Genomic DNA, 15483 nt, shown 5'->3' with positions numbered 1-15483 from the left:
AAGCATAAAGGAAAGGCAATCTAAAGTGCCCGGATTATTAGTTTTTAAGCTCTAAATTTTTTGAATGAGACATACAGCTTATATGCTAATCTCCTACATCATATTCTTCGTCCATAGAAAAAACCTTATTTTTGTTATCTTTAACATGTCCGTTTATAAAAACTATTTGAACATCATTGGGAGCATATAGGAATGCCTTAGATAAAAATTATGGGAAGTGTTAGTATTTTAATTTTAAACTTTTACTTTTAGAAATTGAACCTATGGTGTATTTCTCTCCGCTATATTTAATAGTTATATTAAATGTTTTGTCTTTATCATCTTTGACATGTCCAGAAATATAAATGGATTGTAAGTCTTTAGGACCAAACTCATGCCCAGTAATTACTACATCCAAATTTTGCTTTTCCTTAAAGTATGTAATGGTTGTCGCTTTTGCTTCTTTTACTACTTGTTCTTCATTGTTTTTTTGATCCATGGTACATCCCTCTAAAGTACTTAAAATAAGTATAAATAATAAACAAAAACTAAATTTTTTAATAATAATATCCATATGTATCCTCCGAAGATGTTATCTTAATTATAAGAATATATCAAATGTTGTAGGAGAAAAATGTTTTGAGTAATAAAAATGAAGTTTTAGATTCTACTTTTTATCAATTAGCAGAAACTACGTAGGAATCTGATAAATATATTGAAGAAGTTGTTATTACCAATAAAGATGGTCGAAGTTTACAAGTATAGGAAAAGGGAGGAGCATTCCACGATAAATCGGAATGGACCGAGTGGTCTTTGAATGAGATATAAATGGGAAAAAGCAAGTTATGGTATCTTTCCGAGGGACAGAAGGGAATAAAATTATAGAGAAAAACTCTTTAGGCATTCCGATGAAACCAGGGGAAGGTATGAAGGATTTAAAAACAGATACTAATCATTTTGTTAAGAAAAAATTTCATATGCTAAAATATTTTACGTAAAAAGGGACATCTATAAACATATATATTTATATCGTTTATAGATGTCCCTACGGTTTTTAATAGCTTGTATGTTTCTCGATTGTACTTAAGGAATGTAAAAAAGCACTCATAGATACAATTTACGAGTGCTTTTGACGGTATGGATTTGTTTAGGGTTTTCATAAAGAAAAAATATTACAACAAATCGTTAACTAATCATGTTTTAATTCAAAATTTTTGGTGGTTGAAATGGTACTGATATGATAGTTATTAGCGTATTCAACTGCAACACTAAATTCTTTGCTTGTGTCATCCGTTACATAACCGGATATAAAAATTGTTTGAAGATCATTTGGAGTGAATTTATGTTTAGTAATAGTTACATCTACGTTTTCCTCCTCCTTGAAGTATTTAATAGTTTCTTCTTTTGCTGTATTAATGATTTCTTCCTCTTTATTATTTTCCACATTACACCCTCCTAAAATAGTAAATATTAAAGTGAAAAAGAAAAATATACCAATAATCTTCTTTTTTATTTCCATATATACCCTCCAATTATGGTATTTTTATTATTAGGATATCGCATAATTTACAGGAGGGGAAGAATTTGCAACAAAATGAGAAAGTATTAGACACTACGTATTATCAATTAGCTCGTTATGCATACCAAGATGATGAAAATTTAAAAGATAATGTTTACATTAGAGATAATGGGAAGAATAAGATCCAATCCTGGGCAGTAGAAAAAACATTCCACGACAAACAAACCGGAATGGACGCAGTAGTCTTTGAACGAGATGTTGATGGGAAAAAGCAAGTTATGGTATCTTTCCGAGGAACAGAAGGAGATAAAATTATAGAGAAAAACTCTTTAGGCATTCCGATGAAACAAGGGGAAGGTATGAAGGATGCCAAAGCGGATGTAAATCACTTTGTATTACGAGAAGGTGTTCATGAACCAGCAGCACCTCCTGTAGCAGGGACTGAGAATGAAGGTTCAAAGAAATATTGGAATGAAGAGAATCAGCGCTGGGAAACACATAATCAGTTTGAACAAGCTGAAAGGGTCATGAAACAAGTAACGGATACATACAAGGATAGGGATGATGTGGAGATATATACGACGGGTCATTCGTTAGGGGGAGCGTTAGCGGAATATGCAGCGGCATCTAATGACAATGTAAGATGTATGTCATGGAATGCGCCGAGTGCAAAACATTTGTTACCGCCTGATTTACAAGAAAAAGCAAATAATGGTGAGTTTAATAATAGAATTGTAAGTGTTGTTCACGGAAATGATTCAATTGGTTATGGACCATTTGGTGCATATGAAAGTCATATAGGATCGACTTATGCGGTAACCCCACCAATTTCGAAAGAAGAAATGTCAAAGCTATCATTACAGCAAAAGCTTGGGATGGATGTTACTAGATTTTTGAATTCGATAAGTGGCCCTGGTTATCATTATCAAACAGATCAAAACTTCCGATTTGGGGAGAATGGGTCTTTATCAAATAAATACTTGTTAAATGTAGACACGAATGAAAGAGTTTATGATTCACCGGGCGCGTTATTAGGCGGGGGAGAGATTCGTGTAGTTGTAGAGAATTTGGAAAAGGCCGTAAGAGATATGAAGCGAAACGCGCAAGAATTTCAAGATAGAGTACCGAGGTTAATTTCTAATATGATGACATTATTAGAAACGGCTGAAAGTAGACGGGTAGAAGCTAAAGTAAATAATATACGTGCACATGTAGAGCATTTAAGTTTTTGGTACATACGAACAGCAACGGAAATTTCAGATTTTATTGAGAAGAAAGCCGAGGATTATAAGAAGACAGATCAACAATATTAAGGGAGAAGATTAAGATGCCGAGAATTTACTTAAATGAAGAAGCATTGAGCCAAGCTGTACAACAATTTGACCATATGATTCAAGATTTAAACCATAATAAAAGAGTGGTAAGTACTGTACATGATTTACTCTTATCAAGCTGGTCTCAACTTGGAGTAGGGAAAAAAGCCATTAGCGATTTAGAATCTTTTAAAAAAGATATTGAAAGAAGAATGGAAGAATTAGAGTCTGATAAAAGAGAGTTAAAGGGTGCGATTGATTTATTAAAAGCGCTAGATCAAAGTTATGATTACATGGGGCCTAAATATTAAATCACAAGAAGCACTCACAACGGTGCTTTTTGTGATTTAACTGGATTAAAGATTATTGTAGTAATTATTAAGGAATATGATCCAGATTCATAATATAGATTGAAAAAGTAATATATAGTTTTGAATCAAACTTGCAAACGATAATTTTTTATTTTACAATTTACTTACCGACCGGTAAGTAAAAATAAGTGAGGTACAGTATGACGAAGAATTTACAAACATCGCAGAACATTGTAGAGGCATCATTTAAACTTATGGCAGAACACGGCATTGAGAAGATGAGTCTTTCCATGATTGCGAAAGAGGTAGGTATTTCAAAACCGGCTATTTACTATCATTTTTCTTCTAAAGAAGCGTTAGTTGATTTTTTATTTGAAGAGATTTTTTCTGATTATCATTTTGCAAATTACTTCGATAAAGAGCAGTATACGAAAGAAAACTTTGCAGAAAAGTTAATCGCAGATGGTTTACATATGCTCTCTGAGTATGAAGGGCAAGAAGGAATACTACGCGTTATCAATGAATTTATCGTAACTGCATCGCGAAATGAAAAGTACCAGAAACGTTTATTTGAAATACAAGAGGATTTCTTACATGGTTTCCACGATTTATTGAAGAAAGGCGCGAGACTGGGCGTTGTGTCACAGCATGAAACGGAAGAAAATGCTCATACGCTAGCACTCGTGATCGATAATATGAGCAACTATATGCTCATGGGATTCCATTTAAAGTATAAAGAAATTTGGATTCGAAATGTGAAAAACGTCATGAAGGAGGAGTAAAGATGAAAATGCAAAAAAACTGGTGGCTCGGTTTTCTTGGATTTATTGGGATTTATAAAATACCAGGTATGATTGAAGCTTTTCAAGCGGATGGAAGTTGGATGAAGTTAATCGGTTTCATTTGGTTACTTTGGTTCGGATATTTTATTCCTGAGAAGAAAGAAGATTAAATTTCAATTTTCTGTAAAGTTATGTAAAATGTAGATTGAGAGAATTCATATATTAGATTACTAGATTTGGAGTGGTTACATGGATCCATTGAAAAATGAAATTCACCCTGACATGGTCAAGGTGTGGAAAGTTCGTGCTGTAATTGAAGAAGGGATCGGTATACTCGTTATTTTAGCTTACCTTTTCCTCATGATAAAGTTTGATTGGTGGGCGTGGATTTTGTATGTGATGATTGGGCTAACAGTTGTGTTCGCACCATTTGCGTACTTCTTATTCCCGAAACTACGTCAACGTTATTACAGCTACCAACTAAATGAAGAAGAGCTTGAAATTCAGCATGGTCTTTTTGTCGTAAAGCGCGTATTAGTACCGATGATTCGTGTACAGCACGTAACGATTGAACAAGGACCAATTATGAGAAAATATGGCTTAGCAGAATTACACATTTCAACGGCAGCAACTTCTCATAGCATCCCAGGCTTAACGATGTATGAAGCAGAAATGTTGAAAACGAAAATCGCAGAATTAGCGAAAGTGAGTGATGAGGATGTATAAGAGGCAGCATCCAATCACGATGTTATTAGAATTAAAAATAACAGATTTTATACCACTCATTATTTTCATGTTCAGCTTAAACGGAAAATTTCCGTTTTGGTATTTAATTCCCGCAGGATTCGGTTTACTCACCGTTTTTTCAGCATTTGAAAAATGGTATTACACAACATATTGGGTTGAAAATAACGTATTACATGTGAAAAAAGGTCTCTTCGTGAAAAAGGAGAGCTACTTAAATAAAGAACGTGTTCAAACGATTAATACAAGTTCTAACGTGTTATATCAAATGCTCGGCTTGAAAAAAATTCAGATTGAAACAGCTGGCGGGGGCGATGAAGCAGAAGTTAGCTTAGCTGGAATTACGGTAGAAGAGGCGACGGAGTTAATTACTTTGCTAAATGAGCCAACTCCAGAAGTGAAAGTAGAAAAAACATTAGACGAAGCAGCAGAAAATACAGTAGAAAAAGCAATTGTTACAGAGGAAAAACAAACGACAGAGTACAAGTTAACGTGGAAAGAGATTTTAATAGCGTCTGTTACATCTGGTCAATTTGGAGTATTATTTTCTTTAATCTTTTTCGTTTATCACCAAGTAGATGAGTATATTCCGAAATGGATAAAAAATAGTGTGACGTCATATGTAATGGACCACGATATATATGGCTGGATTTACATGGTAGCTATTTTACTTGTCGTTTCTTGGATGATATCTACAATTGGCTACGCGTTAAAACACGGTAACTTCACAGTAAATCGAAAAAATGATGAAGTCCGTATTTCGCAAGGATTACTGGAGAGAAAAGAACTCGTACTAAAATTGCACCGTATTCAAGGGATTACGATAAAAGAAGGCATTTTACGCCAACCGTTCGGTTATTGTGCTGTGCAAGTAGAAGTCATTCAAAGTGAAGGGAAAGAAGAAAAAGTTACACTGCATCCTATCATTCGAAAAGATCGAGTGCAACAGCTACTCGCGCATTTGCAATTACCATACGAACTGAATGCAAATATTACTTCGTTACCAAAAGCAGCATTGCGCCGTTATCTCATTGATAGTTTCATCTTTTTCGCTATGCTCGCAATCCCGCTTACTGGAATAAGCATATACTTTGAAAAGTATTACATCATGTGGGCATTATTACCGCTCGCAATCCTTATCTTTACACTTGGATACGCAACATTTAAAACAAATGGCTACAGTGTTAACGGAGAACAAATTACACTTGTCTATCGTAGCGTCGGAAAATATACAGGACTTATTAGAAGAAGACATGTTCAATCAATGGAGAAGACACAATCATATTTCCAGCGCCGAGCGGATTTATGTACGTATAAGTTTTCTAGTGCATCATCTAGTTATAAAATAGAGCATACGAGAGTAGAAGATGCGGAGAGAATGCAGAATTGGTATAAGAAGAAGTTAAGTGAGAAATAACTTGAGAAAGCTTGCCTATTCTGAAGGGCAAGCTTTTTTGTTATAGGGAAAAGAGTCGTTTAATCCATATATTAGTACAACTACAGAACACATGTATCAATACGTATGCAAAAAGGAGTATGCTTCTATTTCAGGGAAATCTGTGGAATTTTTGATATAAATGGTATACTAAAATATAAATAGTATTAGGAGGTTATATATGATAAGTCAGTTGAAAAGAGAAGCACTTGATGCATTAAAAGGAAGATGGGGATTAGCGGTAGGGGCAACCTTATTAATTGGAATCCTTATTGGAGCTGTTGAAATGCTAACAACAGGTATTTTCTCGATATTTTGGGGTTGGGAAGAGGCAAGTGATTCACTTACAGTAAGTATTATAGTAATGCTTGTTATTGGTCCATTAACAATAGGTGCCTATTATCTTGTTTTAAATGCAATTCGTGGGACTGATGCTCGCATTGGTCATATATTTAGATGGTTTAGCGATGGAAGTAAGTTGATGAAGTCGTTTTTAACATATTTACTAATGTATGTATACTTGACTCTATGGACATTACTTCTTATTATTCCAGGTATTATTAAATCATTTTCTTATTCTATGACATATTTTATTTTGAATGATCATCCAGAATATACAGCGAATCAAGCGATTACTGAGAGTCGTCATATGATGAATGGACATAAAATGGATTACTTTTTACTATGCTTAAGTTTCTTAGGTTGGTTCATTTTAAGTATTCTTACTGTAGGAATCGGTTTCTTATGGTTAGCACCTTATTTCTACGCGACATCAGCCGCATTTTATGAAGAGATTTCAAAAGAATATTATAAAAAAGAAGGCACTACTTTCTAATAAAACATATAAACTATCTACCCTAAAGAATGTAGGGAGCAGATGGTTTAGGTGTTTTGATATTTGTCCTATTTTCGGGATTCACTTCAGGATAAGGTATAGATTTTTATATAGAAATGCTTCCCTCTATGTTTTATCATAGAGGGTTATTTTTTTATGTAAAAATGATAGGAAATAATGAATAATATATGTAAAGAAAAAAGCGAGGTGAATGAGAGTGAGCAAATTTTTAATACCGTATTCATTTTCTATATTAAGTTTCTTTATTTCAGCAACAGCACTTGATTTATATGATAGGATGGGAAACGATAGTGAGCTGGTTTCGCCGAACATAATTGGAAAGATAATTCAATCTACTGCACAAATGGGAGTCCTTACATTGTATTTCGGAGTACCTATTATTTTAGGTGGCTGTCTACTTGGTGAGCTATTGTTTAGAGGTATCATTTTACGATTTAAACTAAGCTATATTATATCTTTATTATTATATCTATTTTTAGCTTTTAGTATTGTTTTCGTAACGGTAGGCATTCCAACTACATATGAAGATTCTAATACATTTTTCATGGGGATAACTATGATTTGTGCTGTTACATTCTTTGTGAGTCGGAATATATGGGAAAACAAGTTAATAATGGAGTGACAAAATGAAATACACCTGTCCATGTTGCGGATATAAAGTTTCACTTTATTGGATCAGTTAGAAAACCGACTAGTGAAGATGTGAAGGATGCTAGTTGGCAGCGAATTTGTTAAGTAAAATGTTATTACTCAATTCAATGGGAGTAATAACATTTTTTATTTAGTGCTGAAAGAATTACTGCCGTCTTATAAAGTAATAAGAAGGACTAAATCGGTAAATTTTATTAATGGATATATTAGGAATGAATATGAAAGTATAGATGTATAGTCAATGTTGTGTATTTGATGTTATCATATTGAATGATATGGAAATTTTTAATAGAATAAGTAACTAAAAATTCAAAGGTAATGAAGCCTTTGTTGAATAAAGAAAATACTTAGTAGTAATCAACAATATTAAAAATAAGATTCGTATTTATATAAATTTAGTAGAAATGGGGTTTTAAAAAGGAATGAGTATCAGCATAACGCGGCAAAAGATTTTGGCGGCCGCTTCTCAAATTGTGCAATGTAAAGGGGTTGCTAAATTAACCTTAGAAGCAGTGGCAAAAGAGGCGGGTGTAAGTAAAGGTGGATTATTGTATCACTTTGCAAATAAAGAAGCTTTAATAGAAGGTATGATAGTCAGAGGGATAGAGGATTATGAGGGCGCTATTTACAATAAAGTAGCGGAAGACTCAGAGAGGAAAGGGAGATGGGTTCGCTCTTTTGTAGAGGAAAGATTAAGTAATGAGAGAAGAACAGAAGAGTTGTCTAGTAGTATGATGGCAGCATTCATGTTAAAACCTGAATTACTTGAGCCATTACAACAATCATTTCAGCAACTGCAAAAGAATATAGAAAACGATGAGATAGATTCAGTTTGTGCAACAATTATTAGATTAGCAGCAGATGGATTATGGTATTCGGAATATTTAGGGGTTGGCAGACTAAGCCCCGAGTTAAGAGAAAAAGTGATTCAAGCTCTTATTGGTAATTCATATAAATAGAATATACGAACTATATAATACGAAAACAATTCACCATTACTTATTTAATGTAGTGGTGAATTGTTTTTTTTATTAGAAAAATAGAACAATTTTATAGAGTATTGAATTATAACCGTCCAGACGGTATAGTAATATTTGGTTTAAGAGGAAAATGAAACAAAAAAGAATAAAAGATATTTTTAGCACACTATTCGAAAGGATAGGCCGCAAAGCTTAGAGTCTACGGTAATACATATTGGTTACTAAGATCGTCTGGTTGCACATTTTTGATGCAACCGGACGGTCTTTTTTTGTTATATAAATATAAGAAAATAGGAGGGAACTATGCAAATGAAAAGTACTAAAAGGCATATTTCAATGGTTTCATTAGTTTTTCTAGTATTATTTTCAGTGCTGAATGTGTGGGCTCCAGTTATTCAAGCTGCTGTGATGAAAAGTCCAGTGGACGAAATTAATATTTCCCGTACTGATGGCACGACATCTGAACCGTATCAAGCCTCAGATGGTATGAAAGTAGAAGTGAAGTGGTCAGCTAAAGAAAAAATAAAAAGTGGAGATCAATTCACAATTGATATGCCAAAAGAGTTTCGAAAAGACCTTATGAATATGAGTTTTCCTTTAAAAGATGCTGAAGGAAAAACAGTTGGTACATGTGAGATGAAAAAGGGTCTATTAACGTGTACTATGGGTGATTACGTAGAAGGAAAGAATAACATTAAAGGTTCTTTATTCGTAGAATTCTACTTTGGTCTAGAAGCATATGATGGTGTTAAAGAAATTCCATTAGAATTTAACGTTGATGGTCAAATCGTAAATAAAGAAGTAAATGTAAGTAATACGACAGAGAGACCGAAGCCACAGCCCAATACAGATAATCTATTGAAATGGGGTTCATATAATCAAGAAGATCCTTCGATTGCTGATTGGCTTGTATATGTAAATGCAACTGGAACAGAAATGCAAGATCTTAAATTAACAGATACATTAGGACCTGGGCATGAGTTAATTACAGACAGCGTAGTATTAGAAGAGGCTGTATTTGAAGATGGTTATGCACCAACAAATATTAAGCCAGCAGATTTATCTAACATTAAAATAAATGCAACGAAGACTGGATTTACAATTGAGTTTCCAGACAGTTCAAAAGGTTATATTTTAAGATATAAAACAAAAATTACTAATCCTGCTGCAAAGCCTCATAAAAATACTGTGAAATTAGAAGGTAAAAATATTAAAACTGAAGAAAAAGTAGGACAAGTATTTGTAAGTGGTGGGGGAGGATCCGGTTCAGGTGACAATAATCCACCTAGCATTGAAAAAAATATAGTTGATGAGAATGGCAAGCTTGTAGAGAATGAGCAGTTAACACAAATGGATCAAGTTATTCAATACCAAGTTGGTACACATATACCGAACGATCCTCCTAAATACACATCTATGGTAATTAGTGATGATTTAGAAGATGTTTTAGAAGTATTAGAGGCAAAAGTGTATGATCAAAATGGCCAAGATATTACTTCTAAAGGAACGTTAAATATAGATAAACAAAGAAGTGAAGTAACATTTACGTTTGGTGAGAGTTTTGACTATAAGTCATATGAAGACCAGATAATTAATCTCAGTATCAAGGCGAAAATCAAAAATAATGCAGACTTATCTTCTTACGTAGATAAGAAGATTCCTAATAAAGCGGAATTGCATTTTGATGATAAAACATTAACATCAAAAGAAGTAACTATTACGCCGCCTGAAGCTCCAAAAGATGGTACAGTATTGATTCATAAAACAGATTCTGAGAATCCGAATAAAGGGTTAAAAGGTGCCGAATTTGAAGTTCGAAATAGTGCAAATGAAGTTGTTGCAACACTGAAAACGGACGAAAAAGGTTTTTCAGTACCTCAAACTTTAGCTCCTGGGACGTATAAAGTTTATGAAACAGTGGCGCCAGAAGGATATCAAAAATTAACAAGCCCAGTAGAGGTTACACTTCAAGCTGGAGAAACAAAAACAATTGAAATTAAAAACACTATGCAAAAGGGTCAAATTGAAGTAAAGAAAATTGATTCGGAAAATGGTGAAAAACCATTAGCAAATGCAGAGTTTGATATAGTAAAAGACAGTGTAGTAGTCGAACATATTGTTACAGATAAAGATGGTAAGGCAATCTCTAAACCATTAGCACCAGGAAAATATATTTTAAAAGAAACAAAAGCACCTGAAGGCTACCAATTAAAAGAAACAGAGTTCGAAGTAAATGTAACAGGGGACGGCATATTCCCAATACAAGTGGAAAATGCAATGGTAGACAAAGGTAATATAGAAATTACAAAAGTGGACAAAGAAAACAGGGCAGTATTAGCCGGTGTCGAATTTGAAGTCCAAGATGAGAAAGATGGCGTAGTAAGAAAAGTAGTAACAGATAAAGATGGAAAAGCAAACGTTTCAGATCTATCAGTAGGAAAGTACAAATTAGTAGAGACGAAAAGCTTACCAGGTTACAAAAATCTAGCAGAACCAGTATTATTTGAAATTACAAAAGGTATGACAAAAGCTTTATCAATAAAAGTAGAAAATGAGCAGTTAGACAAAGGCTCAGTAGAAATTATAAAAATAGATAAAGATAGTCAAAAAGTATTAGAAGGCGTAGTCTTCGAAGTGCAAGATGAGCAAGGAAAAGTAGTAACAGAAGTAAAAACAGATAAAGATGGTAAAGCAAAAATCTCAGATTTATCAGTAGGAAAGTACAAATTAGTAGAGACGAAAAGTTTACCTGGCTACAAAAAGCTAACAGAACCAGTATCATTCGAAATTACAAAAGGTATGACAACAGTCCTATCATTGAAAGTAGAAAATGAACAGTTAGATAAAGGTTCAGTAGAAATTACAAAAGTAGATAAAGACAGCAAAAAAGCATTAAAAGGCGTAGTCTTTGAAGTGCAAGATGAAGCTGGAACAGTAGTAAAGGAAGTAAAAACAGATAAAGATGGTAAAGCAAAAATCTCAGATCTATTAGTAGGAAAGTACAAATTAGTAGAGAAAGAAAGTTTACCAGGCTATAAGAAACTAACAGATCCAGTATTATTTGAAATCAAAAAAGGCATGACTGAAGTTCTATCATTAAAAATAGAAAATGAAATGGTAGATACGGGAAATGTAGAGATAACAAAGATAGATAAAGATAATAAAGCACCGTTAACGGGAGTAACATTCATCGTCCAAGATGAAAAGGGTAATGAAGTTACAAAAGTAACGACAGATAAAGATGGAAAAGCAAATGTTTCAGATTTACCTGTAGGAAAGTATGAATTAGTAGAGGTAGAAAGTTTGCCTGGTTATAAAAAACTCGAAAAACCAGTATCATTTGAAATCAAAAAAGGCATGACCGAGGTTCTATCATTAAAAGTAGAAAATGAAATGGTGAATACAGGGAATGTAGAGATAACAAAAATAGATAAAGATAGTAAAGCTCCATTAGAAAATGTTGTATTTGAAGTACGTGATTCAAAAGGAAAAGTAGTTGCAAAAGTAACGACGGATAAAGAAGGAAAAGCAAACATTTCAGATTTACCTATTGGGAAGTATGAGTTGGTGGAAGTAGAAACACCGGCAGGATACAAACCACTAGAAAAGCCAATTTCATTCGAAATTGAAAAGGGTAGAGTAACAGCGCTAAAGCTAACAGTAGAAAATGAATTAGTGGATACAGGAAATGTAGAAATTACAAAAGTAGATAAAGAAAATAAAGATGCTTTAGCTGATGCAGTATTTGAGATTCAAGATGAAGCAGGACAAGTAGTCGCTAAAATAACGACAGATAAAAAAGGACAAGCACAAGTTACTAATTTATCAGTCGGCACATACAAGTTAGTAGAAGTAAAGGCACCAAAAGGGTATAAACAATTAGTAGATCCGATTACTTTCCAAATTGAAAAAGGCATGACAAAATCTCTTGCTTTAACAGTAGAAAACGAAATGTTAGACAAGGGAAATGTGGAAGTAACAAAAGTAGATAAAGATAGTCAAAAAGTATTAGAAGGCGTAGTCTTCGAAGTTCAAGACGACAAAGGCAAAGTAGTAACAGAAGTAACGACAGATAAAGATGGAAAAGCAACAATTTCAGATTTATCAGTAGGAAAGTATAAATTAGTAGAAAAAGAAAGCTTACCAGGCTACAAAAAATTAACAGAACCAGTATCATTCGAAATTAAAAAAGGTATGACGAAAGTCTTATCATTGAAAGTAGAGAACGAACTGTTAGATAAAGGTTCAGTAGAGATTACAAAAGTGGACAAAGAAAGTGGCGCAGTATTAGCGGGCGTAACATTCGAAGTGCAAGATGAACAAGATAAAGTAGTAACAAAAGTAACGACAGATAAAGAAGGAAAAGCAACAATTTCAGATTTACCAGTAGGAAAATATAAGCTAGTAGAGGTAGAAAGCTTACCAGGATATAAAAAACCAGCGAAGCCAGTATCATTCGAAATCAAAAAGGGTATGACAGAAGTTTTATCACTAAAAGTAGAGAACGAATTAGTAGATAAAGGTTCAGTAGAAATTACAAAAGTGGACAAAGAAAGTGGTGCGTTATTAGAAGGCGTAACATTCGAAGTGCAAGATGAAAAAGGCAAAGTAGTAACGAAAGTAAAAACAGATAAAGAAGGAAAAGCGAAAATTTCAGATCTATCTGTAGGGAATTACAAACTAGTAGAAGTAGAAAGCTTACCAGGCTACAAAAAGCTAACAGAGCCAGTATCATTCGAAATTAAAAAGGGTATGACAGAAGTCTTATCATTAAAAGTAGAGAATGAACAGTTAGACAAAGGTTCAGTAGAAATTACAAAAGTAGATAAAGATAGTCAAAAAGTATTAGAAGATGTAGTCTTCGAAGTACAAGATGAGCAAGGCAAAGTAGTAACGGAAGTAAAAACAGATAAAAATGGTAAAGCAAAAATCTCAGACTTATCTGTAGGAAAGTACAAATTAGTAGAGAAAGAAAGCTTACCGGGTTACAAAAAATTAATAGAACCAGTATTGTTTGAAATTAAAAAAGGAATGACAGAAGTTCTATCATTAAAAATAGAAAATGAAATGGTAGATACGGGAAATGTAGAAATTACAAAAATAGATAAAGATAATAAGGCACCGTTAGCAGGTGTAGTCTTTGAAGTACAAGACGACAAAGGCAAGGTAGTAACGAAAGTAACGACAGATAAAGCTGGAAAAGCAACAGTTTCAGATTTATCAGTAGGAAAGTACAAGCTAGTAGAAGTAGAGAGTTTACCAGGCTACAAAAAATTAGAAAAGCCTGTACCATTTGAAATTACAAAAGGTATGACAAAATCTTTAACGTTCACTGTAGAAAATGAAATGGTAGATACGGGGAATGTAGAAATCACAAAAATAGATAAAGACAGTAAAGCACCATTAGAAAATGTTGTATTTGAAGTACGTGACTCAAAAGGAAAAGTAGTTGCAAAAGTAACAACGGATAAAGAAGGAAAAGCAAACGTTTCAGATTTATCTATTGGAAAGTATGAGTTAGTAGAAGTAGAAACACCGGCAGGATACAAACCACTAGAAAAGCCAGTATCATTCGAAATTGAAAAAGGTAGAGTTACAGCATTACAATTGACTGTAGAAAATGAATTAGTGGATGTAGGAAATGTAGAAATTACAAAAGTAGACAAAGAAACGAAAGGTGCTTTAGCTGATGCTGTATTTGAGATTCAAGATGAAGCAGGACAAGTAGTTGCTAAAATAACGACAGATAAAAAAGGACAAGTACAAGTTACTAATTTATCAGTTGGAACATACAAGTTAGTAGAAGTAAAAGCACCAAAAGGATATAAGCAATTGGTAAATCCGATTACTTTCCAAATTGAAAAAGGCATGACAAAATCTCTTGCTTTAACAGTAGAAAATGAAATGTTAGACAAGGGAAATGTAGAAGTAACAAAAGTAGATAAAGATAGCCAAAAAGTATTAGAAGGCGTAGTCTTCGAAGTACAAGATGAGCAAGGCAAAGTAGTAACAGAAGTAACGACAGATAAAGAAGGAAAAGCAAAAGTTTCAGATCTATCAGTAGGAAAATACAAATTAGTAGAGACGAAGAGCTTACCAGGTTACAAAAAGTTAACGGAACCAGTATCATTCGAAATTAAAAAAGGTATGACGAAAGTCTTATCATTGAAAGTAGAGAACGAACAGTTAGACAAAGGTTCAGTGGAGATTACAAAAATGGCCGCTGAAAGCAAGGAAGTCTTATCAGGAGCTGTGTTTGAAGTTCATGATAACAAGGGAAAAGTAGTAGTGAAAGTAACAACAGATAAAGATGGAAAGGCAAAAATCACAGATCTATCTGTAGGTAAATACACACTAGTAGAAGTAGAAGCACCAAAAGGATATGAAAAATTAACTAATCCAATTCCATTTGAAATTACAAATGGAATGATAAATGTGGTTCAATTAGAAGTATTAAACAAATTGAATCATTTAGCACCACCAGGTCCAGAAACACCAGATCCAGAAAAGCCTGGAACACCAGATCCAGAAAAGCCTGGAACACCAGATCCAGAAAAGCCTGGAACACCAGATCCAGAAAAACCTGGAACACCGAATCCAGAAAAGCCTGGAACACCAAATCCAGAAAAGCCTGGAACACCGAATCCAGAAAAACCTGGAACACTAGATCCAGAAAAGCCAGGGACACCGAATCCAGAGAAACCTGAAAAAGAATTACCGAAGACAGGGCAGAAAATGCCTGTGGAACCATATATGGGAGCACTTCTTGTAATGATGAGTTTTGGGTTACTCGTATTAGGTAGAAAACAGCAGAGATAATAAAGGTGAAAAGGTATCCTCAAAGTATTTGAGGATACCTTTTTTGGCATAAAAAAAAGCATCTAGCAAAAGTACTAGATGCAAATAAAAACAC

General features: G+C 33.7%; 12 protein-coding genes, 1 pseudogene and 1 riboswitch. Of the genes and pseudogenes, 11 read left to right on the top strand and 2 right to left on the bottom strand.

All coding sequences use genetic code 11. From position 1 onward, the window contains the following. Nucleotides 1-220 precede the first annotated feature (220 nt). Nucleotides 221-478 carry a hypothetical protein gene (locus ACTJJY_RS18925; protein WP_003269744.1) on the bottom strand — a complete coding sequence of 86 codons (258 nt, stop codon included), beginning with the start codon at nucleotides 476-478 and terminating at the stop codon, nucleotides 221-223. A 278-nt stretch (nucleotides 479-756) separates the two neighbouring features. Between ACTJJY_RS18925 and ACTJJY_RS18920 the strand changes: the two are divergent. Continuing rightward, nucleotides 757-950: pseudogene (locus ACTJJY_RS18920) on the top strand (lipase family protein); the annotation flags it as partial. Between the two features lie 218 nt (nucleotides 951-1168). On the opposite strand, the gene ACTJJY_RS18915 reads toward ACTJJY_RS18920, so the two are convergent. Next, entirely contained in the window at nucleotides 1169-1498 is a 330-nt protein-coding gene (locus ACTJJY_RS18915; protein WP_440606268.1) for a DUF1433 domain-containing protein, read from the bottom strand. A 65-nt stretch (nucleotides 1499-1563) separates the two neighbouring features. Here ACTJJY_RS18915 and ACTJJY_RS18910 point away from each other — a divergent pair, with 65 nt between their 5' ends. The 10 genes from ACTJJY_RS18910 to ACTJJY_RS18865 all read left to right on the top strand — a co-directional run bounded on the left by ACTJJY_RS18910 (nucleotide 1564) and on the right by ACTJJY_RS18865 (nucleotide 15389). Further along, complete coding sequence (locus ACTJJY_RS18910) at nucleotides 1564-2811, top strand: lipase family protein (protein WP_440606267.1); 1248 nt, start codon at nucleotides 1564-1566, stop codon at nucleotides 2809-2811. Between the two features lie 14 nt (nucleotides 2812-2825). Beyond that, on the top strand, nucleotides 2826-3122 hold the full coding sequence (locus ACTJJY_RS18905; RefSeq protein ID WP_440606266.1) for a hypothetical protein: 297 nt from the start codon (nucleotides 2826-2828) through the stop codon (nucleotides 3120-3122). A gap of 200 nt (nucleotides 3123-3322) precedes the next feature. Then, nucleotides 3323-3904, top strand: coding sequence for a TetR/AcrR family transcriptional regulator (locus tag ACTJJY_RS18900; protein ID WP_016082590.1), 582 nt, complete (start codon nucleotides 3323-3325; stop codon nucleotides 3902-3904). Between the two features lie 2 nt (nucleotides 3905-3906). Beyond that, nucleotides 3907-4074 carry a hypothetical protein gene (locus ACTJJY_RS18895; protein WP_000783808.1) on the top strand — a complete coding sequence of 56 codons (168 nt, stop codon included), beginning with the start codon at nucleotides 3907-3909 and terminating at the stop codon, nucleotides 4072-4074. A 79-nt stretch (nucleotides 4075-4153) separates the two neighbouring features. Then, entirely contained in the window at nucleotides 4154-4630 is a 477-nt protein-coding gene (locus ACTJJY_RS18890) for a PH domain-containing protein (protein WP_000371357.1), read from the top strand. Beyond that, nucleotides 4623-6065 carry a PH domain-containing protein gene (locus tag ACTJJY_RS18885; protein ID WP_440606277.1) on the top strand — a complete coding sequence of 481 codons (1443 nt, stop codon included), beginning with the start codon at nucleotides 4623-4625 and terminating at the stop codon, nucleotides 6063-6065. The genes ACTJJY_RS18890 and ACTJJY_RS18885 overlap by 8 nt, the downstream gene beginning before the upstream one ends. Nucleotides 6066-6264: 199 nt before the next feature. Continuing rightward, a complete protein-coding gene (locus tag ACTJJY_RS18880) occupies nucleotides 6265-6918 on the top strand; it encodes a DUF975 family protein (RefSeq protein ID WP_000625400.1) in 654 nt (217 codons plus the stop codon). A 217-nt stretch (nucleotides 6919-7135) separates the two neighbouring features. After that, nucleotides 7136-7561, top strand: a complete 426-nt coding sequence (locus ACTJJY_RS18875; RefSeq protein ID WP_002098741.1) for a hypothetical protein — start codon at nucleotides 7136-7138, stop codon at nucleotides 7559-7561. A gap of 451 nt (nucleotides 7562-8012) precedes the next feature. Next, the gene (locus tag ACTJJY_RS18870) at nucleotides 8013-8549 is read left to right on the top strand and encodes a TetR/AcrR family transcriptional regulator (protein WP_043935323.1); all 537 of its coding nucleotides are present in this window, start codon (nucleotides 8013-8015) and stop codon (nucleotides 8547-8549) included. A gap of 171 nt (nucleotides 8550-8720) precedes the next feature. Further along, nucleotides 8721-8813, top strand: a riboswitch (cyclic di-GMP riboswitch). A 60-nt stretch (nucleotides 8814-8873) separates the two neighbouring features. Then, the gene (locus tag ACTJJY_RS18865) at nucleotides 8874-15389 is read left to right on the top strand and encodes a SpaA isopeptide-forming pilin-related protein (protein WP_440606265.1); all 6516 of its coding nucleotides are present in this window, start codon (nucleotides 8874-8876) and stop codon (nucleotides 15387-15389) included. Nucleotides 15390-15483: the final 94 nt, after the last annotated feature.

The organism is Bacillus sp. 22475 (assembly GCF_052044835.1).
GTDB classification, from domain to species: Bacteria; Bacillota; Bacilli; order Bacillales; family Bacillaceae_G; genus Bacillus_A; species Bacillus_A cereus.
Note: the sequence above shows the minus strand (reverse complement) of the source record. Positions and strands in the feature narration are given on the sequence as shown.